This window comes from Microvirga thermotolerans, from assembly GCF_009363855.1.
Taxonomy (GTDB): domain Bacteria; phylum Pseudomonadota; class Alphaproteobacteria; order Rhizobiales; family Beijerinckiaceae; genus Microvirga; species Microvirga thermotolerans.
In genome coordinates this window covers 3,725,865-3,745,292 of sequence record NZ_CP045423.1, presented here as the reverse complement: position 1 = coordinate 3,745,292, position 19,428 = coordinate 3,725,865, and the positions used below count along the sequence as shown (strand labels likewise).

The following is a 19,428-nucleotide window of genomic DNA, read 5'->3' as shown; positions in this document are numbered from 1 at the left end:
TGGCGTCCGGAAGCAGGGGGAAAGCGGTTGGGTGCGGCTCAGGTTCCCTCCGGGCCGCTTCCGGTCAGCAGCCGGTGAGCGCCGGGGTCCGCTCCACCTCGAGCCCGAAGAGGGGGCGCAGGCGGGTCCCCAGCACGTTGCCGACGAAGGCCGCGACGAGCCACACCCAGCCGTGGAGGCTGCCGGAGGCGATGCCGGAGAAGTAGGCCCCGATGTTGCAGCCATAGGCGAGCCGCGCGCCATAGCCGAGGAGAAGCCCGCCGACGACCGCGGCCACGGCGGAGCGCAGGGGAATCCGCCAGACGGGGGCGAAGCGGCCCGCGAGCGCCGCGGCCAGAAGGGCGCCGAGCACGATGCCGATGTCCATCACGGAGGTGACGTCGCTGAGGATGCTCCCCTGCAGCGCCGCCTGCTGGGCCGGCGAGGACCAGTAGGGCCAGCTCGCCACGTCGAAGCCGAGGCCGGCGGCGACCTTCGAGCCCCACAGGGCGAAGGCCGAGGTGATGCCCCAGGGCCGGCCGGCGAGGGCCAGGGTCGCGAAGTTCAGGAGCGCGAGTGCCACGGCTCCCGCCACCAGGGGCCAGGGACCGCGCAGGAAGCGGGCGAGCCCGCGGCGCGGCGGCTCCCCGGACGCGAGGAGGCGGCCGTGCCGGCGCCGCTCCAGCGTCACCGTGACGGCGGCGATGGCGGCGAAGACCGCAAGCTGCACGGAAAGCGCGGTCCAGGGTCCCCAGAGCGCGACGACGGAGATCCTGGGCAGGCTCGGGAGGGCGGTCCACCAGTGCAGGTGGGCGGCGCCGACGGTGGAGCCCGCGACGAACGCGGCCAGGGTGATCAGCATGCGGGTCGAGCCGCCGCCGACCGTGTAGAGGGTGCCCGAGGCGCAGCCGCCGCCGAGCTGCATCCCGATGCCGAAGATGAACGCGCCGAACACCACCGAGACCCCGGCCGGGGACACGAGACCGCTCACCGGCTGCCCGAACAGGGAGCCGGAGGCGAGGACGGGGAAGAACAGGATGGAGGCGAGGGCGAGCATCACCATCTGCGCCCGCAGGCCCTCGCCGCGGCGGTCGGAGATGAAGACGCGCCAGGCGGACGTGAAGCCGAAGGCGGCGTGGTAGAGCACGAGCCCCATCGCCGCACCGAGGGCGTAGAGGAGCGCCTGGCGCGGATGGACGACGGACCCGATCAGCCCGGCGCCGGCGACGATGCCGGCGCCGGCGGCAAGGGCCGCCTGGGGGTTGATCCCGGAGCCCCTGCGGGCCGGGAGGACGGAAGCGGAAGCGACGGCGGAGCCTGACATGGTGTTTCCCTGATCGCGGAGTGGCGCGCCGGGATAGGGGACCGGCGCCAATCACGCCGGATATAATGGATTTGCCGCAATTCACATTCAATAGTGAAAAAGACTCTATAATAACATTTTTACTATGTAAATTACGTCCCCGCCTCGTCATCGGGTCCCTCGGGCAGCGCCATCAGCCGGAACGCGAGTCCGAGGGCGGCGAGGAGCAGGGTCGCCACCAGGGCGGTCACGCCGGGCCACCCCTGTGCGGTCCAGAACACTCCGCCCAGGGTGCCGATGCCGCTGGAGCCCAGATAATAGGCGAAGAGGTAGAGGGCGGAGGCCTGGGCCTTCGCCTCCCGCGCGCGGCGTCCCACCCAGCTGCTGGCGATGGAATGCGCGCCGAAGAAGCCGAACGTGACGGCGACGACGCCCACAAGGATCGGGGGCAGGCTCTCCGTGAGCGCGACGCCCAGCCCCGCCAGCATGACCAGGATCGTCGCCCAGAGGATTCTGCGCCGCCCGAGCCGTCCGGCGAGATGCCCGACAAAGGTGGAGCTGAACGTGCCCACGAGATAGACGACGAAGATTGCTCCGATGGCCGTGTGGCTCAGGCGGTAGGGCGGGGCCATCAGCCGATAGCCCAGGTAATTGTAGAAGGTCACGAAGGCGCCCATGAGCAGGAAGGCCTCCGCGAAGAGGGCCCGCAGCCCCGGATCGCGCAGATGGGCGGCGAAGGATCTCAGGAGCCCGGCCGGATCGGCGCGCTGGGGCCGGAAATGACGGGACGGCGGCAGGCTGCGCCAGGCCGCGACCGCCGCGACGAGGCCGAGCGTGCCGATGACGCCGATCGCGAAGCGCCACGAGACGAGGTCGGTCAGGGCGCCGGCGACGACGCGCCCCGCCAGACCGCCGATGGCATTGCCGCCGATGAACAGGCCCATGGCGAGGCCGATGGACCTCGCGTCGACCTCCTCGCTCACATAGGCCATGGCGACGGCCGGCAGGCCGCTGAGCGTGGCCCCGATGGCGAGGCGGGTCAGGAGCAGCATGTGCCAGCTCGGCGAGGCGGCGGAGACGACCGTCAGCAGGGCCGAGGAGAAGAGGGAGGCCACCATCAGGGGCTTGCGGCCCCAGATCTCCGAGAGGGAGCCGGTGACCAGCATGGCGACGGCGAGCATGCCCGTGGTCAGGGACAGGGAGAGGCTGCTGACGGCGGCGCTCACCCCGAAATCCTGGGAGAAGACCGGCAGCAGCGGCTGCACGCAGTAGAGGATGGCGAAGGTGGCGAAGCCCGCCGCGAAAAGGGCGAGGTTCAGGCGCCTGAAGGCGGGCGTTCCGCTCTCGAGCCGCACGGGCCCTTCTCCGCCATGCTCCTGCATTCCACCGCTCCAGCGCCCGTCCACGGGCGCGCCCGAGAGACATCCTCGATGCGGACCGTGCCCGCGCTTGCGTTCATAAAGCAAGGCGGGGCCGATCGACGCCGCCGATCCATGCCGCCCGCGCATGGAGAGGCTGCGGCCTTTGCGCTTCTCGTTTCACGCGAACCGTTGCCCATGGCGGGGCGTTTGACGGACCGTCCCTTCGACCGCCTTCCGAACGACGCCCGTACCGAGACGATCATGACAGTTCCTTCGACGGCCCGGCCCGCCGCGTCCGCCGCCCCGGCGGCGGCCTCCGGCAGGGCGGCGGCATCCCAGCTCCGCGGCACGCTCCTGATGGTCGCCTCGACCGTCTTCTTCGCCTGTTCCGACGTGGTCACGAAGGAACTCGCCGGCCGTCTCCCGGCCATGGAGGTGACGTGGCTGCGCTACGTCACGTTCGGGCTCATGGTGATCCCCTTCGCCCTCGCCAAGGATCTCGCGCGGGGCGGCGGCGTCGCCGTCTTCCGGTCCCGCAGGCCCGGTCTCCAGGTCCTGCGCGGCTTCGGCATGGCGGGGTCCGCCATGCTGTTCACCGCCAGCCTTCCCTACCTGCCCGTAGCCGAGGCGACGGCGATCTACTTCGTCTCGCCGATCCTGATCATGGCCCTGTCCATCCCCTTCCTCGGCGAGACGGTCGGCTGGCGGCGGTGGAGCGCCGCCCTCGTCGGCCTGTCCGGCGTGCTCCTGGTGATCCGCCCGGGCACGAGCGCCTTCGAGGCCGCGGCGGTCCTGCCGCTCCTCGGCGCCTCGAGCTGGGCCATGGCGGCGGTGGTCACGCGCAAGATGAGCGGGCGCGACCCGGCCGAAACCACGCTGGTCTACTCGGCCCTCGTCGGCATCGCCGTGCTCAGCCTCATCCTCCCCTTCGTCTTCGTGATGCCGGGCCCGGCCGAGATCGGCTTCGGCCTCGCCATGGGCGTTCTCTCGACCCTCGGGCACTGGATCGTCATTCTCGCCTACCGGCATGCGGATGCCTCCGTGATCGCGCCGTTCTCCTATGTCCAGCTCCTGTGGGCGGGGATCCTCGGCTATCTGGTCTTCGGCTCCGTGCCCGACGCCTGGACGGTCGCCGGCGCGGCGATCATCGCCCTGAGCGGTTTCTACACGGCCTACAGGGAGCGCGTCCGCGCGGCGGGCCGGGCCTGATCGCGATTGGCGCGCCTTCCGTTCGGGTGTAGTCTCCTTCGCACGATCACCCCGTCGGGAGCGGCCGATGTCCGGGGAGAGCACGTCGCATGTGGTGGGAAGTCCGCGCCGCCTCGCCGCGATCCTCGCGGCGGACATCTCCGGCTACAGCCGCCTCATGGGCTCCGACGAGGAGGGGACCCTCGCCCGCCTCAAGCGGCACCGCCGCGAGATCGTCGAGCCGACGATCCAGGAGCATTACGGCCGCCTGATCAAGACCACCGGCGACGGCTTCCTCGCCATGTTCGACAGCCCGCTCGAGGCGGTGCGCTGCGCCATCGTGATCCAGCAGTCCATGGCCGCGCGCAACACGTCCCTGCCGCCGGAGCAGTGGATCCGCTACCGCATCGGCGTGAATCTCGGCGACGTGATCGTCGATTCCGACGACATCTACGGGGAGGGCGTGAACATCGCCGCCCGCCTCGAGAACCTGGCCGATCCCGGCGGCGTCTTCATCTCGGGCGGGGTCTACGAGCAGATCAAGAACAAGCTCGTCTGCGGATACCAGTCGCTGGGCGACGAGAAGCTGAAGAACATCACCGATCCCGTGCGGATCTACCGCGTCCTGCCCGATCCGGCGGCGGTGGCGAAGGCGGCGAAGCGGCACTGGTTCTGGGCGACGGCGGGCGCCGCGCTGCTCCTCATCCTGGGCGGGGTCGGCTGGTCGGTCATGCGGCCGGAACTGTCCATAGGAGCGCGCCGGACGGCCGTGTCCGAGCGGCCCGCCGCCGGAAGCTCCGCCCCGGTCCCGGCTCCGACTCCGGCGGAGCCGGCCCAGCCGGAGCCCGCCGCGGCCCGCGCCGCCGTCGACACCCTGCCCGGAATGCCGCCCGTGCCGCCTCCCTCGAGCGGAACGCTGCCGATCCCCATCGTCCCGACGCCTCCCGCGCCCGCGGGCGGGCCGACCGTCGCCGCCATTCCGCCGCCGCCCGCGAAACCCGCCGATGCCGGCGGCGCCCTGCGGGACTGCCAGGGCTGCCCCGAGCTGGTCCGCATCCCGGCGGGAAGCTTCAGGATGGGCAGCGACGAGGATCCTTCCGAGAAGCCGGTCCACACGGTCCAGGTCGCGGCCTTCGCCCTGGGGCGCTATCCGGTGACCGTCGCCGAGTGGAACCGCTGCGTCGCCGCGAAGGCCTGTCCCGACGTGGTGCGCGGCGAGGATACGGACCCGGCCCGGAACCTGAGCTGGCTGGACGCCCAGCAATACGTGACCTGGCTCGCGCGGACCACGGGGCTTCCCTACAGGCTGCCGAGCGAAGCGGAGTGGGAATACGCGGCGCGGGCGGGCTCCACGGGCCGCTACTGGTGGGGCGAGCGGATGGCGCCGCGGATGGCCAACTGCAAGGGCTGCGGCGATCCCTACGATCCGCACCAGCCCCTCAAAGTCGGCAGCCTCGCGCAGAACCCCTTCGGCGTGAGCGACCTCAGCGGCGGCGTCGCCCAGTGGGTCGCCGATTGCTGGCATCCCACCTATCAGGGCGCTCCCACGGACGGTTCCGCCTGGGCGGAGCCCAACTGCCGCGAGCACGTGCTGCGCGGCGGGTCCTGGCGCAACGACGCCAGCTACGCCCGTTCCGCCAGCCGCATGCACTACGACACGGGGGTCCGCTACCCGGCCCACGGACTGCGCGTCGCCCGGCCGCTCTGACGCGGCCGCTTCGAGAGGAGAGGGACATGCCTGCCGCGTTCAAGGCCCGTTTCGCCGCCGCCGTCCTCGCATCGGTTCTCCTGCCGCCCTGGGGAGAGGCGGTCCGCGCGGAGAGCACGGCCCCGGCGGACGCCTTCCTCTACATCATCTATCCCCGCGACGGGCAGCGCATCCGGGGCAGTTTCCCCGTGCGCTTCGGGCTCAGGAACATGGGTGTGACCCATGCGGGCGACGCGACCCCCAACATGGGGCATCACCACCTGCTGGTGGATGTGGACGAGGAGATCGACCCCGCCGAGCCTCTTCCCACCGACCGGCAGCACCTCCATTTCGGCGCCGGCCAGACCGAGACCCGCCTCGATCTGCCGCCGGGGCGGCATACCCTCCAGCTCGTGCTGGGAGACGCCGACCACAGGCCGTTCAAGCCGCTCCTGGTCTCGAAGAAGATCACCGTGACGGTGCTGCCGCCGCGCCGGCCCAGGCCCGCGCAGACGAGCCGGGCGCAGCGGTGACGAAATGCGGAGCCGCGGGTGGGGATCTCCTGCGAAATCTCGTCGTGGGCCCGACTTCTTAACCGGCTGTTAACCATGAAATGAGGAAATCAGGGCCATATAAGGAACCTGATTTCGTGACCATCGCCGTTCGCCCCCGTCCCTCTCTCCGCTTCCGTGGCAGATCTTTCCTGGCCCTGGTCCTCGCGCCGGTCGTGCCGCTGCGGGACTGGCTCGAGGACCTCGACGCGGTCATGAAGAACTCGCCCGGCTTCTTCGCCGACCGCGCGATCCTGCTCGACGTGTCGGCGCTCAAGCCGTCGAAGTCCGAGCTCAAGTTCCTTCTGGCCGCCCTGAAGATGCGCGACATCCGCATCATCGGGCTCGAGGGCGCGGCGCCGCAGGTGCTCGACCCTGACATGCCCGGCCCCGTCAGCGGCGGCCGCGCGGCGGGCGACATCGAGGTGCCCGACCTCGACGCCATGCCGATTCCCGTGGCCTCCGCCCCGCAGCCGGCGGCGAACTCGACCCTGCTGATCGAGGGCTCCCTCCGTTCCGGACAGTCGATCCTCCACACGGAAGGAGACGTGACCATCCTCGGGTCCGTCGCCTCCGGGGCCGAGGTGGTGGCCGGCGGCTCCATTCACATCTACGGCGCGCTGCGCGGGCGGGCGATCGCAGGATGCACCGGCAACGGGCGCGCCCGCATCTTCTGCCGCAAGTTCGAGGCCGAGCTCATCGCCATCGACGGGCTCTACAAGACGGCGGACGACCTGGGGACGAAGTTCCACGGTCAACCGGTCCAGGTGAACCTGGACGGCGACGCCATCATCCTGAAAACGTTGGACTGACAGACAGAAAAGAGAGACGGCAATGGCCAAGGTCCTGGTCGTAACATCTGGCAAAGGCGGCGTCGGCAAGACGACGTCCACGGCGGCGCTGGGCGCGGCCCTCGCCCATGGCGGCGAGAAAGTCGTCGTGATCGATTTCGACGTCGGCCTGCGCAACCTCGATCTCGTGATGGGCGCGGAGCGGCGCGTCGTGTTCGACCTCATCAACGTGGTGCAGGGCGACGCGAAGCTGAACCAGGCGCTCATCCGCGACAAGCGCATGGAGAACCTCTCCCTGCTCCCCGCCTCGCAGACCCGCGACAAGGACGCGCTGACGGAGGAGGGCGTGGCCCGCGTCCTCGGCGAGCTGCGCGAGAAGTTCGACTGGATCATCTGCGACAGCCCGGCGGGCATCGAGCGCGGCGCGACGCTTGCCATGCGGCATGCGGACGTCGCCGTGGTCGTCACCAATCCGGAGGTTTCCTCCGTCCGCGACTCCGACCGCATCATCGGCCTCCTCGACTCGAAGACCGAGAAGGCGGAGAAGGGCGAGCGCGTCGAGAAGCACCTGCTCCTGACCCGCTACGATCCCGCCCGCGCCGAGCGCGGCGAGATGCTGAAGGTGGACGACGTGCTCGAGATCCTCTCGATCCCGCTCATCGGCATCATTCCCGAGAGCGAGGAGGTGCTCCGCGCCTCGAACGTCGGCTCGCCTGTCACCCTGAACAATCCGGGCAGCGCGCCGAGCAAGGCCTATTTCGACGCCGTCCGGCGCCTGAAGGGCGAGACGGTGGAGATGACCATTCCGACCGACCGGAAGGGCCTGTTCGGGAAGCTGTTCGGACGGAGGGCCGCATGAACCTGATGAGCTTCTTCCAGCGCCGCACCTCCGCGCCCGTGGCGCGGGAGCGGCTTCAGATCTTGCTCGCGCACGAGCGCGGCGTCGTCGGCGGCAAGTCCGATCTCGTGGCGGTGCTGCGGGAGGAGATCCTCGCGGTGGTGAGACGCCACGTGAGCATCGAGCGCGACGGCGTCCAGATCAAGATGAACAGGGGCGCCGACATGTCGACCCTGGAGATCGAGGTCGAGATCCCCGCCCCCGCATCGGCAGGGGCCTGACATGGAAAAGGCGCCCGAGGGCGCCTTTCTTCTTTTCGGGAACGTACGCTCACGCGGCGGAGGAGGACTCGCCCTCGCCCGCAGCGGATGAGCCGGCCGCGGTCTCGCCTTCGGCGCGCGGCGGGTAGCTGCGGGGAAGGTTCGAGACCGGACGGCTCGGCGTCGCGGCGGGCCGGCTCGTCGCATTCTGCAGGTCGTTCTGCACGCTCTCCAGGAGAGCCGCGACCCAGGCGTTCCCGGAGCCCATGCTCTCGCGCAGCGCCGTCTTGGCCACGTCGATCTTCGCCGAGACCTCCATCAGGTTGCGCGACTGCAGCGTGGCGAAATCCTGCTCGATGCTTCGAAGCTCGCGAACGAGCTCGTCGCGGAGCGAACTCTGTTCCTCGGTGGTGATCAGGGGCGAGGAGAGCATGCCGCGCAGGGCGGCCCAGCGCAGGCCGAGGGCGCTGACCGATTGGGATCCTTCGAGGCCCGCGAGATTTTTGGGTTCAGCCACGGTGTGGTCCTTTGTGTAGGGGCAGAATCGAGCTGCCGAGTGAGGGCCATGGTTGTGGCGTGAATCGGGCAAACGCCGGAATTGCCGCCGCCTGCGTGCGTTTTTCACGGCCGGAAGGCCGGTCCGTGCGCGAAACGAGACGTTATCGCGTGAAGAAATAGACGGTGAGGATCGCGCCCACCGCGATCACGAGCCAGCGGATCACCGGCGCGGGGAGCTTGCGCCCGAACGCCACGCCCGCATAGCCGCCGACGACGGACGCCGCGCCGACGATGAAGGTCTCCTTCCAGCTCACGAGGCCCGCCGCGATGAACAGGGCGACCGCCACGAGCTGGATGAGCGTGGAGCAGAGGTGCTTCGCCGAATTGATGAGATGGAAGTCGTCGCCCTCCGTGATGGCGAGCGCCGCGAGCATGACGATGCCCATGCCCGCTCCGAAGAAGCCGCCATAGACCGAGACCAGGAACTGGAAGGCAAGCCCCCCGGCGAAGGCGCGGCGGGAGGGATGCTTGCCCTCGGCCCGCCCGATGGCGCGGGCGAGCGCCACGATCCGCGGGCTCATGGCGAAGAGCAGCGTCGCGAACAGCAGGAGCCAGGGCACCAGCTGGCGGAACGCGGCGTTGTCGGTGACCGTGAGGATGTAGGCTCCGATGATCCCGCCCGCGAGGCTGACGGCGCCGAGCGCCGCGAAGCGCCTCATGTTCTCCGCCAGCTCCCGCCGGTAGGCCCAGGCGCTGGCGAGGTTGGCGGGGGTCACGGCGACCGCGCTGGTGGCGTTGGCCGTGACCGGGGGGAGCCCCGCCGCGATCAGCGCCGAGAAGGTGAAGAAGGTGCCCCCGCCCGCGATGGCGTTGACGAGGCCCGCTCCCAGGCCCGAGGCGGCAAGGAGCGCGACGGTGGAAAGATCCATGATCGACAATCGTTCAGGGCCGGCCGCGAAGGCCGGTGGGATGGAAACCGGTTTCGTGCAGCATAAAGATCCCGGCAGCAAGTGCCATGCAGCGAAGGTCTAGGGCCATGCCCCGACAGCCGGCGGACCCCGCCGGCGGGGCTGGAGGAAACCGGGCTGCATCCTGTAGAACACGAGGCCGGTTCGAGAGGGAGAGGCAGGAATGATCCACCAGGGAATCGTCGAGGCGATCGGCAACACGCCGCTCATCAGGCTCCGCAGGGCGTCGGAGCTGACGGGCTGCACCATCCTCGGCAAGGCGGAATTCATGAATCCGGGCCAGTCCGTGAAGGACCGGGCGGCCCTCTTCATCATCCGCGACGCGGAGAGGAAGGGCCTCCTGCGCAAGGGCGGCGTGATCGTCGAGGGCACCGCCGGCAACACCGGCATCGGCCTCGCCCTGGTGGGCAACGCGCTGGGCTATCGCACGGTGATCGTGATTCCCGAGACCCAGGCCCAGGAAAAGAAGGACATGCTGCGCCTGTGCGGCGCCGAGCTCATCGAGGTGCCGGCGGTGCCCTTCGCGAACCCGAACAACTACGTGAAGGTGTCGGGCCGCCTGGCCGAGCGCCTCGCCGCCTCGGAGCCGAACGGCGCCATCTGGGCCAACCAGTTCGACAACGTGGCGAACCGCCAGGGCCATATCGAGACGACGGGTCCGGAAATCTGGGCCCAGACGGAGGGCAGGGTCGACGGCTTCATCTGCGCCGTGGGCACGGGCGGCACCTTCGCCGGCGTCGGCATGGCGCTGAAGGAGCGGAACCCGAGCGTCGTCATCGGCCTCGCCGATCCGATGGGCGCCGCCCTCTACAGCTATTACACCACGGGCGAGCTCAAGGCCGAAGGCTCCTCCATCACCGAGGGCATCGGGCAGGGGCGCATCACCCGGAATCTGGAAGGCTTCGCGCCCGACATCGCCTTCCGCATTCCCGACGAGGAGGCGCTGCCGGTCATCTTCGACCTCCTGGAGCACGAGGGCCTCTGCCTCGGCGGCTCGTCGGGGATCAACGTGGCCGGCGCCATCCGCCTCGCGCGGCATCTCGGCCCCGGTCACACCATCGTCACCGTGCTCTGCGACTACGGCAACCGCTACCAGTCGAAGCTGTTCAACCCGGCCTTCCTGCGCTCCAGGAACCTGCCGGTCCCGGCCTGGCTCGAACGCCGGTCGACGATCGATCCGGGCCTCGTGTGAGCGGCGCGCGCGCCCCGCATCCCCGCCTTGGCGTGTAAAGGCAATCCCGCACCTCTCGTCCGGGCAGGATCGCCCTCCGGCCGTTCAATCTCCTTGCGCCGGTTCGGGGAAACGCCGACAATTCCTTTGCCTTCGCGTCCCGGCTCGAGGAGAAACGGCAGAGGGCCGCCATGGACAACGACACCGCCACCCATCGTCTCGCGGCCGTGCTCGTGCTCGACGTCGCCGGCTACAGCCGGCTCATGGAGGCGGATGAGAACCGCACGCACCAGGAACTCAAGCGCCATCGCGCCGAGCTGATCGACCCGCTCATCTCCGGCTTCCGGGCGCGGATCGTGAAGAACACGGGCGACGGCCTGCTTGCGGAGTTCGGCAGCGCCATCGACGCGGTCACCTGCGCGCTGGCCATCCAGCGCGGCATGATGAGCCGGAGGAACGGCAGCGGCGCGGACGGCATCGTCTTCCGGGCGGCGGTCAACGTGAGCGACATCATCGTCGAGGAGGACGACATCTTCGGCGACGGCGTCAACGTCACGGCGAGGCTGGAGGCGCTCGCCGAGCCCGGCGGGATCTGCCTGTCGCAGGCCACCTTCGAGCAGGTCCGCGACAGGATCCTGGCGCGGTTCACGGACATGGGCGAGCATCGGCTGAAGAACATCGCCAGGCCCGTCCGGATCTACGGCCTTTCGCCCGCCGACATCGCCGCCCTGCCGGAGGACCTGGTCGCCGTCCCGAGACTGCGCAGCGTGCCCGTGCCGCGAGCGGCGCGGGACGTGCGGCATTCCTCGGTCGCGGTGCTGCCCTTCGTCAGCCTGGGACACGATGCGGACCAGGAGTACTTCGCCGACGGTATCGTCGAGGGCATCGTTTCCGCCCTGTCGCTGTTCCGTAACCTGTTCGTCATCGCGCACGATACCGCCCTGTCCTACAGGAGCCGCGACATCGACCTGACTCGGGTCGCCGCGGATCTCGGCGTGCGCTTCCTGGTCACCGGGAGCCTGCAGCGGTCGGAGGGGCGCGTGCGCATCTCGGCGCGGCTCGCCGACACCGAGACCGGCGGCACCCTGTGGGCCGACCGCTTCGACGAGCACATCTCGGACATCTTCGCGCTCCAGGACACGATCACGGAGCGGATCGTCACCGCCATCGAGCCGCGGATCGTGTTCAGCGAGATCGAGCGCGCGCGCAGGAAGCCGACCGAGAACCTGGACGCCTACGATCTCTATCTCCGCGCGCTCGCCCTCCGGCTCGCCCTGTCGGCGGCGGCGAATGAGCAGGCGCTCGCGCTGCTGAAGCGCGCCCTCGCGCTCGATCCGAACTACGCGCCGGCCCTTGCCCATGCCGCGGCCTGCTACGCGGCGAAGAAGGACCAGGGCTGGGGCATTCTCTCCCCGCAGGAGGTCGCGGAGGGGCTGCGCCTCGCCTGGGCCGCCATCGAGGCCGACATCAACGATCCCGTGGCGCTGTGCCTGAGCGGCCATGCGATCTCCGCCTTCACCGGCGACTTCGAGGCGGGCGCGGCCTGGATCGACCGCTCGGTCAAACTCAATCCCAACTATGCCGAGGGCTGGATGCGCAGCAGCATGCTGCGCGTCTACCTCAACGATCTCGAAAAGGCTCACGAGTTCGCCGACCGCGCCATGGCGCTGAGCCCCCTCGATCCCAAGATCTACCACCCGCTCTGCGCGAAGGGCTTCGCCTACTTTTTCGCGGGCCGCTACGCCGATGCGGCGCGCGTGGCGCGGCAGGCGCTGCTCGGCCGGCAGAAGCCCGAGATGGCCTTCCGCATCCTGATCGCGTCCCTGGCCGGGCAGGGAGCCATGGATCTGGCGAAAAAGACTACCGAGGAATTCCTGTCCCGCTATCCGAATTTCCGCATCTCCGAGTGGCGCTCTCGTTCAAAATTCAGTGCAGATCGGCGATTCGACGCGATGGAAGCGATGCTCAGGAATGTCGGCGTGCCTGACTGAGCTTCGATCGCGTCATTCCAGCGTGGCGAGGCGATTCATGGCAGACACCCCTCTCTCCGATTTGTCCGACGAGGCATTGTTCGTCCGGATCAGGGGCCGGATCTACGTGATCCCTACCACCGAGCTGGAGGATTTCCGCCGCTCCAAGTTCGAGAAGGTGAAGGGCGACCAGATCGAGCAGATCTTCGCCAGGGCGCGGGGCGATTGCGAGGCCGCCCTGATCAATCTCGTGGTCGTGGCCGACGCGGATATCGGCCCTCCTCCCGTTTACGAGGCCCGCGGCGCGCGCAAGGGCACCAAGGGCGCGAGAGGCGGCGCAAAGGCGGGAGCCAAGGGAGGCGCCCCGAGGCGGCCGCGCGGCACGAAAGGCTAGCGCATCGTGCAGGACGGCGGACGTTCCGTTCCGCATGCGGCGCCGGCGGGCCCCAAGACCTTCTTTCAGGGGACCCACCGGGTCTGCGCGCCCGCCGAGACGCTCGCGCGTCTTCGTCCAAGCCTCGGCGAGCTCGGCATCACCCGTGTCGCGGACATCACCGGCCTCGACTATGTGGGCATTCCGGTCGCGATATCCGTCCGCCCGCTCGCCCGCGGCCTCACCGTGCAGCAGGGCAAGGGCCTGACGCGCGAGGCGGCGAAGGCGTCGGCGGCCATGGAGTCGGTGGAGTCCCACTGCGCGCAGCTTCCGCGCCCGCCCTTTCTGTGGAGCTCCGTCGCCCGCCTCGCTCCCGGCGACGCCGTCCTCCCGCGCCATCTCCTGCGAAGGCCCCTGCGGCGCGATGCATCCATTCCCTGGATGGAAGGCGTCGACATCCTGCGCGGAAGGAGCGTCCTCGTCCCGGAGGAACTCGTCACGACCGACTTCTCGGTTCCCCAGCGGCCGGGACATGGCCGGTTCCTCGCCAGCAGCAACGGGCTTGCGGCGGGCAACACGCCCGCGGAAGCGCAGCTCCATGCGCTCTGCGAGCTGATCGAGCGTGACGCGCTGACCCTGTGGCGGCACATGCCGCCGGAACGGCGCGCCGCGCGCCGCATCGATCTGCGCACGATCGAGGACGAGGCCGCGGCGGAGCTGCTGCGCCGCTACGCGGATGCCCGCCTGGACGTGGCGTTCTGGGAGACGACCTCCGACATCGGCGTGCCGAGCTTCTTCTGCACCGTCGACGACCGGGCCGGACGGCCGCCCTTCCTCGGCCGGTTCGGGGGCGGGGGCTGTCACCCGAATGCCGGGGTCGCGGCCTGCCGCGCCCTCTGCGAGGCGGCGCAGAGCCGTCTGGCCTTCATCCATGGCGCGCGGGAGGACCTCCCGCCCGGGCGCTATGCCCTCGTCGGCTGGCACGAGAACCTCGAACGCCTGATCTTCGATGCCGGGATGCAGGACGGGCGGGCGGGCCGCGCGCCGAGGGCCCGCTCCTTCGACGGGCCCTCCGTCGAAGCGGACCTCGCGGCGGTGGCCGGCCGCCTGGAGACTGCGGGGATCGGGCGCATCGCCGTCGTGGACCTGACGGATCCGCAGGTCGGCATTCCCTGCGTGCGGGCGGTGGCGCCCGGCCTCGAGGGCATGGACCGGAACCCCGCCTTCCGGCCGGGCCGGCGCCTGGGGAGGCGGGAATGCCGGTGAGCGTCGTCGTCTTCGCGGGGCCGAGCCTGACGGCGGAGGACAGGGCCGCGCATCCCGGCCTCGCCTTCCGCCCGCCCGCCGCCTGCGGCGACATCGCCCGGGCCGTGGAGGAGAGGCCCGCCGCCGTCGCCCTCATCGACGGGGTCTTCGAGACATCCCCCTCGCCCTGGCACAAGGAGATCCTCTGGGGCCTGTCCCTCGGCGTGGCGGTCGTCGGGGCGTCGAGCATGGGCGCCCTGCGCGCCGCGGAGCTCTACCCCTTCGGGATGCGCGGATATGGGCGGATCTTCGCGGCCTATCGCGATGGGCTTCTCGATGGCGACGATGCGGTGGCGATCCTGCACGGGCCTACGGAGACGGGCTTCCTGCCCCTGACGGAGGCGCTGGTGAACATCCGCGCCACCCTGGAGGCGGCGCGGGAGCGGTCGATCCTCGGGCCCTCGGAGGCGGACGCCCTCCTGGCCCATGCCGGAACCCTCTTCTACAAGGACCGTACCTGGGACGCGCTGATCGAGGCGGGACGGCGGAACGGCCTGGATGCCGGCGCCCTCCGCCGCCTGGAAGCGTGGCTCCCCGCAGGCCGGGTGGACCTCAAGCGCCGGGACGCCCGGGAACTCCTGGCGGCCCTGTCGGGGGCCGTGTCCGCCCGGCGGCCCGGCCCCTTCGCGGGCAAGCGCCCCGCTTTCCCCCGCACCCTGCATTGGCAGGGCCTGGCCGACCGGCTCTCCCGGGAGAGCCGGGACGAAACGCCCGCCCGCCCATCCGGGTGGTTGCCCTGGGGCCCCTAATCGGGTAGGGAAGAAGTCGCCCAAGCGCCACAAGCACCCGTAGCTCAGCTGGATAGAGCGTTGCCCTCCGAAGGCAAAGGTCACACGTTCGAATCGTGTCGGGTGCGCCAATCTTCTACAAGAAAATCAAAGACTTATCTGACCGAGGTTCGCTCTGTATAGGCGCGGCTATCATCTGGTGGTGTGCCAATGGTGTGCCAAAGTCGTTAACATTCTGATCCCAAAGACCAGCGAAAATTAATCGCCGCTATTGGATGAGTCGCCACCCAGTCTCGGGCGCTTGAGGCCATTTCGCGCTTTGGCTTGAGTCAAATCACGGACATAGGGCGAGTGTGGCTGGTCAAACTCGAACTTCTTAGCTGAGCATTTTCTGGTCGGCAGCAAGCACCGACATGAGCCGCGCTTGCTCGTATGAACGTAAGCACCCAAGGACCGCTCTTGATTGTTCTTGAGGGATGACATAAATCATGTCGTGCCGCTGAGCGGCATAGCTTCACCCAGGAGGTGTCATTTGAAACCATTAGTCACTGACAGCTACGCTCTCCCGAATGGGGGTTTCTTGCTGTTTTGCCCTACCGAAGACGCTTTACAGCGGGCGGCTGCGGGTCGGGACCAAACTACAGTCCCGGCTTCCAAGGTCTCCGACTATCTATTGGCGGCCCTTCATTACTCGTCGGTTCCGAACGAGTGGCGGGCAATGCTCGAAGCTCTCCGTGATCGTGCAGATTTCGTCTCAATCGACGATCTCGCCCACGAAATTGGTGTCTCAAATAGGAAGATCGGCAGTATGCTTGGGCGTATGAGTGAGCGGATTGCGTTGAAAGCTCCGAAGCCGCTCCTGAAATCCGTGCGGACCCCTGTCCTTCTCATGATCGACACGATCTATTCCAAGGCCAACAAGGCGTCTTACCGGCTCACCGAAGCAGGGAGGGAAGCCATAACGATGTTTCTGAAGTGAAAAGGGCTGCCGTTACGGCAGCCCTCTGCGGTGTGCGTCGGGGTTAAGTTTGGCGACCATCCCGGCGCACATTCGTTTTATATGTTCCCGTCTCGCTGCTCAATAGTGCGTTTGGGGCGGGCTTCCGACGCACCACTTCGCAGTGGCCCGCTCACTGTTATAGATGCTTCCCGCCGCCCCCCAAAGCGGGTGCCGCGATAACGGCCAAGCTCCTCTTGAAACGTACTTCGGAACGCATGTACTTTTCGCCTAAACTCCTAAAGAGAGGCGGGGGTATGAGTACGCAGAACATTGAGCTTGATCAGGCAGACGGTAGCGCTGGTTCTTCAAAGCGGGAAAGCACTCTGCGATCTACGCTGCCCAAAGTTTTGACGGCATGACCTGCCCCTGAAGTTTCATCCAGTGGCGTTTAGAGCCTCGACCGGTGATACGCCATGTGGCGCGACAGGAGCAAGGGGCCAGCGCGCGGAGCCTGTCCGTTGCGCAGCGTGATGGTCCCTTGCGGTTCGTAGGGCGTTGGAGAACGCTTCCGGCGTCTGATAGCCCAACGAAGAATGGGGCCTCACCGTATTTTAATCCTCAACCCAGACGGCGATCAGCGCGCGGGCATGATCCAGGCCGAAGAACAAACTCTCGTTCAACAACTCATCGCGCATGCGGCCGTTGAACGACTCGATGTAGCCGTTTTGCATCGGCTTGCCCGGAGCAATGTAATGCCACTCGATCCGGTGCTCGGCGCACCAGCCCAGAATGGCATGCGAGGTGAGTTCGGTGCCGTTATCGGACACAATAATCCCCGGCTTGCCGCGCCGCCCGATCAAGGCTGTCAGCTCCCGTGCGACCCGCTGACCTGAGATCGAGGTATCGGGAATGGCCGCCAGACATTCCCGCGTCACGTCGTCGACGATGTTCAGGATGCGGAAGCGCCGGCCATTCGCGAACTGGTCATGGACGAAGTCCAGCGACCAGCGCGCATTGGCCTTCGCCTCGATCAGGATCGGGGCCCGCGTGCCGACCGCTCTCCGACACGCCCGGCGCTTGCGGACGGTCAGGCCTTCCTCGCGGTAGAGGCGGTAGACCCGGTTCAGCCCTGCGGTCTCGCCTTCACGCCGAAGTAGCACGAACAGCCGCCGATAGCCAAAACGACGCCGCTCCTACGCCAGCTCGCGCAGGCGCCCCCGCAAGGTGGCATCCTCCGGTCGGCATGAGCGGTATCGGATCGTGCTCCGGTCAGCGCCGATGAGGGAACAGGCCCGCCGCTCCGACAGGCCGCAGCCGGCCTGCAGGTGCGCGACGGCTTCGCGCTGGGCGGCGGGCCCTACCACTTTTTTGAGAGCAGCTCGCGCAGGACCGAGGCATCGAGCATGGATTCGGCCAACAGCCTCTTGAGTTTGGCGTTTTCGTCCTCCAGCGCCTTGAGGCGCCGGGCGTCCGAGACCTCCATGCCGCCGTACTTGGCCTTCCAATTGTAGAGGGTCGCTTCCGACATGCCGTACTTGCGGCACAGGTCGGCCGCCTTCGCCCCGGCCTCCTGCTCGCGCAGGATCCCGATGATCTGTTCTTCCGTAAACCGTGAACGCTTCATAGTCCGTCCTTGTGATGGGCCGGACTCTAATCCAAATGGAGGGGAATCTCAGGGGCAGGTCAGGGAGCTTGGGAAGACCTCAGGCTCCTGAATGGTCCTTGTCCCACCAAGTCTCGGCTCAATGGGGCCCCAGTTTCAGCGATGCGAGAGGCCTATCCACCCTAGACGGCCTCCTGGCGTGGTTCGGGATCAATGTCGGTGCATGACTGGACTGAACCTCCAGCGTTCCGGAATGTGCTAAATTCGCTTCACGCAGGCGAGACGGAAAATGACGGGGTGCAGGCATGGGCCTGAGCGAGGGCCGGGAGCGGTTTGCAGGATCGGGCCGGGCAGTGGGGAGAGGGGCGGCGCGTATCGGCGCGTGGTGTCTGCTGATCCTGGTTGCCGTCGTGACCCTGTCTCCGATCGGACTGCGTCCGGTTTCCGGTGCGCCGGTCGATCTGGAGCGGATGGCAGCCTTTCTGCTGCTGGGCGGTCTCTTCGCCTGGGGCTATCCGGAACGGCGCCTGCGCCTGATGGTCCTCCTGGCTGCATCGGCCGGCGTCCTCGAAACCTTGCAGAATTTCGTTCCGGGCCGCCACGGCCGAGCGGACGACTTCCTCGTGAAGGGTATGGCGATCGTGGCCGGTTTTCTCATCTGCGCGATGGCGGAGCGGATCGCGACCGCTTCACAGGAGCGCCGGAGGAGCCGGCTCCGGCCATGAGACGGGTACAAGAGTTCTTCGCCCGGTTTTCCGCATGCGGCTCCATCGGTATCGCGATCCGGTCCTTTAAAGGCGATTGCCTTCCTGATTGTCCTCGAACCTGAGCTCGCGCTTGATCTGGCGTCTCGCATCCGTCGGCGACATGCCGGCCCAGCGCTGGAACGCATGGACGAAGGAGCTCGCTTCCGTGTAGCCCAGAAGCCATGTGATCTGCGAGATCGAGAGTTCGCTGTTCTCGAGATAGCGCTTTGCAAGCACGGACCGAAGCTCGTCGAGAACCATGCTGAAGGTCAGCCCCTCCTCGGCGAGACGGCGCGACAGTGTCCTCGGGCTCATGCCGAGATCCTTGGCGATGTTTCCGATCGTCGCCGTTCCGTGCGGGAGACGCGGCGTGATGGCATTTTCCACCCGGATGCGGAGCGGGTTGTCGCGGTGCGGTCTTCTCGCGATGGCCTTCTCGTAGTCTTCGACGAGGAACCTGTTGAGGTAGGGGTCAGCCGTCACCAGGGGAAGGTCCGCGGCCTGAGGCTCGAAGGACAAGCGATCGACGGAGCCGCCGAAGGTGAGGCTGCATGCGAAGTAGCGCTCCATCTCCGACAGGTCTCCTTCATGGCGATGAATGAAGCTGACGAATGAGGGAACGAGTTCGCGGTTGGTGAAGAAGCGGCTCTTGCGCAGCGTGCACGTGACCCAGAACTCCATCTCGTGCTTGTCGTGGTGGCGTTCGACGCCAACGTACTCGAAGTCGACGGTAAAGCCGCTCGTTCTTTGATATGAGACGCGCAGTCCCTCGTTGACGATCGAGCTGTAGTGCGCTTCCCGGGCGATGGCGTCTCCGAGCCGCTCCGACGAGGCCATGACATAATAGAAGGATCCGAGCTCCCGCAGATCGAAATCCAGCGCGATGTGGAAGCCGAGGAGGTTGTCCTGCAGGGCGTCCGCTACCAGGTTCAGGAACTGGATCTGGCTCCTGACCGTGACCCGGACGTTCGGGTCGTTCATCACCGAGATCGGGACGCCGGCTCTTCCGAGGAGCGCGTCGACGTCGAGCCCAGCCTGAATTACGCGCTCGGCAGCAAGGCGGGAGAGCACTCCCACTGCCGTCGGGAGCGCAGAGAGTCCCTTCCTGATCGGATGAACGACTTTCCTCTGTGGCATGGCCCGGCCCAACACAGAGGCTCAGTATCGA

Annotated in this window: 18 protein-coding genes, 1 tRNA gene and 1 pseudogene; 14 read left to right on the top strand and 6 right to left on the bottom strand. The window is 68.0% G+C overall.

The window, feature by feature from the left end:
• Positions 1 to 64 precede the first annotated feature (64 nt).
• Positions 65 to 1,303, bottom strand: coding sequence for a YeeE/YedE family protein (locus GDR74_RS17715; RefSeq protein WP_152587533.1), 1,239 nt, complete (start codon positions 1,301 to 1,303; stop codon positions 65 to 67).
• A gap of 131 nt (positions 1,304 to 1,434) precedes the next feature.
• Positions 1,435 to 2,664, bottom strand: coding sequence for an MFS transporter (locus GDR74_RS17710; protein WP_152587532.1), 1,230 nt, complete (start codon positions 2,662 to 2,664; stop codon positions 1,435 to 1,437).
• A 240-nt stretch (positions 2,665 to 2,904) separates the two neighbouring features.
• Between GDR74_RS17710 and GDR74_RS17705 the strand changes: the two genes are divergently transcribed.
• The 6 genes from GDR74_RS17705 to minE all read left to right on the top strand — a co-directional run bounded on the left by GDR74_RS17705 (position 2,905) and on the right by minE (position 7,979).
• Positions 2,905 to 3,852: a DMT family transporter gene (locus GDR74_RS17705; RefSeq protein WP_152587531.1), complete on the top strand. Its 948-nt coding sequence runs from the start codon at positions 2,905 to 2,907 to the stop codon at positions 3,850 to 3,852.
• A 67-nt stretch (positions 3,853 to 3,919) separates the two neighbouring features.
• Positions 3,920 to 5,539, top strand: a complete 1,620-nt coding sequence (locus GDR74_RS17700; RefSeq protein ID WP_152587530.1) for an SUMF1/EgtB/PvdO family nonheme iron enzyme — start codon at positions 3,920 to 3,922, stop codon at positions 5,537 to 5,539.
• A 26-nt stretch (positions 5,540 to 5,565) separates the two neighbouring features.
• A complete protein-coding gene (locus GDR74_RS17695; protein ID WP_152587529.1) occupies positions 5,566 to 6,051 on the top strand; it encodes a DUF4399 domain-containing protein in 486 nt (161 codons plus the stop codon).
• Positions 6,052 to 6,131: 80 nt separating this feature from the next.
• Entirely contained in the window at positions 6,132 to 6,881 is a 750-nt protein-coding gene (gene minC / locus GDR74_RS17690) for a septum site-determining protein MinC (protein WP_152587528.1), read from the top strand.
• A gap of 22 nt (positions 6,882 to 6,903) precedes the next feature.
• Positions 6,904 to 7,719, top strand: a complete 816-nt coding sequence (minD, locus tag GDR74_RS17685) for a septum site-determining protein MinD (protein ID WP_152587527.1) — start codon at positions 6,904 to 6,906, stop codon at positions 7,717 to 7,719.
• Positions 7,716 to 7,979: a cell division topological specificity factor MinE gene (gene minE, locus GDR74_RS17680; protein ID WP_152587526.1), complete on the top strand. Its 264-nt coding sequence runs from the start codon at positions 7,716 to 7,718 to the stop codon at positions 7,977 to 7,979. The genes minD and minE overlap by 4 nt, the downstream gene beginning before the upstream one ends.
• Before the next feature lie 49 nt (positions 7,980 to 8,028).
• Here the strand turns inward: minE and GDR74_RS17675 are convergent, their stop codons facing one another.
• Entirely contained in the window at positions 8,029 to 8,475 is a 447-nt protein-coding gene (locus GDR74_RS17675; protein WP_152587525.1) for a hypothetical protein, read from the bottom strand.
• Positions 8,476 to 8,617: 142 nt separating this feature from the next.
• Positions 8,618 to 9,385, bottom strand: a complete 768-nt coding sequence (locus GDR74_RS17670) for a sulfite exporter TauE/SafE family protein (RefSeq protein ID WP_152587524.1) — start codon at positions 9,383 to 9,385, stop codon at positions 8,618 to 8,620.
• Positions 9,386 to 9,587: 202 nt separating this feature from the next.
• On the opposite strand from GDR74_RS17670, the gene GDR74_RS17665 reads away from it, so the two are divergent.
• The 7 genes from GDR74_RS17665 (at position 9,588) to GDR74_RS17635 (ending at position 15,950) form a co-directional block, all read left to right on the top strand.
• Positions 9,588 to 10,616: a cysteine synthase A gene (locus tag GDR74_RS17665; RefSeq protein ID WP_152587523.1), complete on the top strand. Its 1,029-nt coding sequence runs from the start codon at positions 9,588 to 9,590 to the stop codon at positions 10,614 to 10,616.
• A 170-nt stretch (positions 10,617 to 10,786) separates the two neighbouring features.
• A complete protein-coding gene (locus tag GDR74_RS17660; RefSeq protein WP_152587522.1) occupies positions 10,787 to 12,586 on the top strand; it encodes an adenylate/guanylate cyclase domain-containing protein in 1,800 nt (599 codons plus the stop codon).
• Between the two features lie 37 nt (positions 12,587 to 12,623).
• On the top strand, positions 12,624 to 12,959 hold the full coding sequence (locus tag GDR74_RS17655; protein WP_152587521.1) for a hypothetical protein: 336 nt from the start codon (positions 12,624 to 12,626) through the stop codon (positions 12,957 to 12,959).
• 6 nt (positions 12,960 to 12,965) lie between these two features.
• Positions 12,966 to 14,204: a YcaO-like family protein gene (locus tag GDR74_RS17650; protein ID WP_194164575.1), complete on the top strand. Its 1,239-nt coding sequence runs from the start codon at positions 12,966 to 12,968 to the stop codon at positions 14,202 to 14,204.
• Positions 14,195 to 14,992: a TfuA-like protein gene (locus GDR74_RS17645; protein WP_152587519.1), complete on the top strand. Its 798-nt coding sequence runs from the start codon at positions 14,195 to 14,197 to the stop codon at positions 14,990 to 14,992. Before GDR74_RS17650 ends, GDR74_RS17645 begins: the two co-directional genes overlap by 10 nt.
• A gap of 33 nt (positions 14,993 to 15,025) precedes the next feature.
• Positions 15,026 to 15,102, top strand: a tRNA-Arg gene (locus GDR74_RS17640).
• Between the two features lie 587 nt (positions 15,103 to 15,689).
• Positions 15,690 to 15,950, top strand: coding sequence for a hypothetical protein (locus GDR74_RS17635; RefSeq protein WP_152587518.1), 261 nt, complete (start codon positions 15,690 to 15,692; stop codon positions 15,948 to 15,950).
• A 395-nt stretch (positions 15,951 to 16,345) separates the two neighbouring features.
• Here the strand turns inward: GDR74_RS17635 and GDR74_RS17630 are convergent.
• Positions 16,346 to 17,535 (bottom strand): annotated as a pseudogene (locus tag GDR74_RS17630) (IS3 family transposase).
• Between the two features lie 284 nt (positions 17,536 to 17,819).
• On the opposite strand from GDR74_RS17630, the gene GDR74_RS17625 reads away from it, so the two are divergent.
• Complete coding sequence (locus tag GDR74_RS17625; RefSeq protein WP_152587517.1) at positions 17,820 to 18,239, top strand: VanZ family protein; 420 nt, start codon at positions 17,820 to 17,822, stop codon at positions 18,237 to 18,239.
• A 66-nt stretch (positions 18,240 to 18,305) separates the two neighbouring features.
• On the opposite strand, the gene GDR74_RS17620 is transcribed toward GDR74_RS17625, so the two are convergent.
• Positions 18,306 to 19,397, bottom strand: a complete 1,092-nt coding sequence (locus GDR74_RS17620) for an AraC family transcriptional regulator (protein WP_152587516.1) — start codon at positions 19,395 to 19,397, stop codon at positions 18,306 to 18,308.
• Positions 19,398 to 19,428: the final 31 nt, after the last annotated feature.

Bases quoted from the DNA above. Each gene is read 5' to 3' on its own strand.
- GDR74_RS17715 (WP_152587533.1), bottom strand. From the start codon at position 1,303: ATGTCAGGCTCCGCCGTCGCTTCCGCTTCCGTCCTCCCGGCCCGCAGG.
- GDR74_RS17710 (WP_152587532.1), bottom strand. From the start codon at position 2,664: ATGCAGGAGCATGGCGGAGAAGGGCCCGTGCGGCTCGAGAGCGGAACG.
- GDR74_RS17705 (WP_152587531.1), top strand. From the start codon at position 2,905: ATGACAGTTCCTTCGACGGCCCGGCCCGCCGCGTCCGCCGCCCCGGCG.
- GDR74_RS17700 (WP_152587530.1), top strand. From the start codon at position 3,920: ATGTCCGGGGAGAGCACGTCGCATGTGGTGGGAAGTCCGCGCCGCCTC.
- GDR74_RS17695 (WP_152587529.1), top strand. From the start codon at position 5,566: ATGCCTGCCGCGTTCAAGGCCCGTTTCGCCGCCGCCGTCCTCGCATCG.
- minC (WP_152587528.1), top strand. From the start codon at position 6,132: ATGAGGAAATCAGGGCCATATAAGGAACCTGATTTCGTGACCATCGCC.
- minD (WP_152587527.1), top strand. From the start codon at position 6,904: ATGGCCAAGGTCCTGGTCGTAACATCTGGCAAAGGCGGCGTCGGCAAG.
- minE (WP_152587526.1), top strand. From the start codon at position 7,716: ATGAACCTGATGAGCTTCTTCCAGCGCCGCACCTCCGCGCCCGTGGCG.
- GDR74_RS17670 (WP_152587524.1), bottom strand. From the start codon at position 9,385: ATGGATCTTTCCACCGTCGCGCTCCTTGCCGCCTCGGGCCTGGGAGCG.
- GDR74_RS17665 (WP_152587523.1), top strand. From the start codon at position 9,588: ATGATCCACCAGGGAATCGTCGAGGCGATCGGCAACACGCCGCTCATC.
- GDR74_RS17660 (WP_152587522.1), top strand. From the start codon at position 10,787: ATGGACAACGACACCGCCACCCATCGTCTCGCGGCCGTGCTCGTGCTC.
- GDR74_RS17655 (WP_152587521.1), top strand. From the start codon at position 12,624: ATGGCAGACACCCCTCTCTCCGATTTGTCCGACGAGGCATTGTTCGTC.
- GDR74_RS17645 (WP_152587519.1), top strand. From the start codon at position 14,195: ATGCCGGTGAGCGTCGTCGTCTTCGCGGGGCCGAGCCTGACGGCGGAG.
- GDR74_RS17635 (WP_152587518.1), top strand. From the start codon at position 15,690: ATGCTCGAAGCTCTCCGTGATCGTGCAGATTTCGTCTCAATCGACGAT.
- GDR74_RS17625 (WP_152587517.1), top strand. From the start codon at position 17,820: ATGGGCCTGAGCGAGGGCCGGGAGCGGTTTGCAGGATCGGGCCGGGCA.
- GDR74_RS17620 (WP_152587516.1), bottom strand. From the start codon at position 19,397: ATGCCACAGAGGAAAGTCGTTCATCCGATCAGGAAGGGACTCTCTGCG.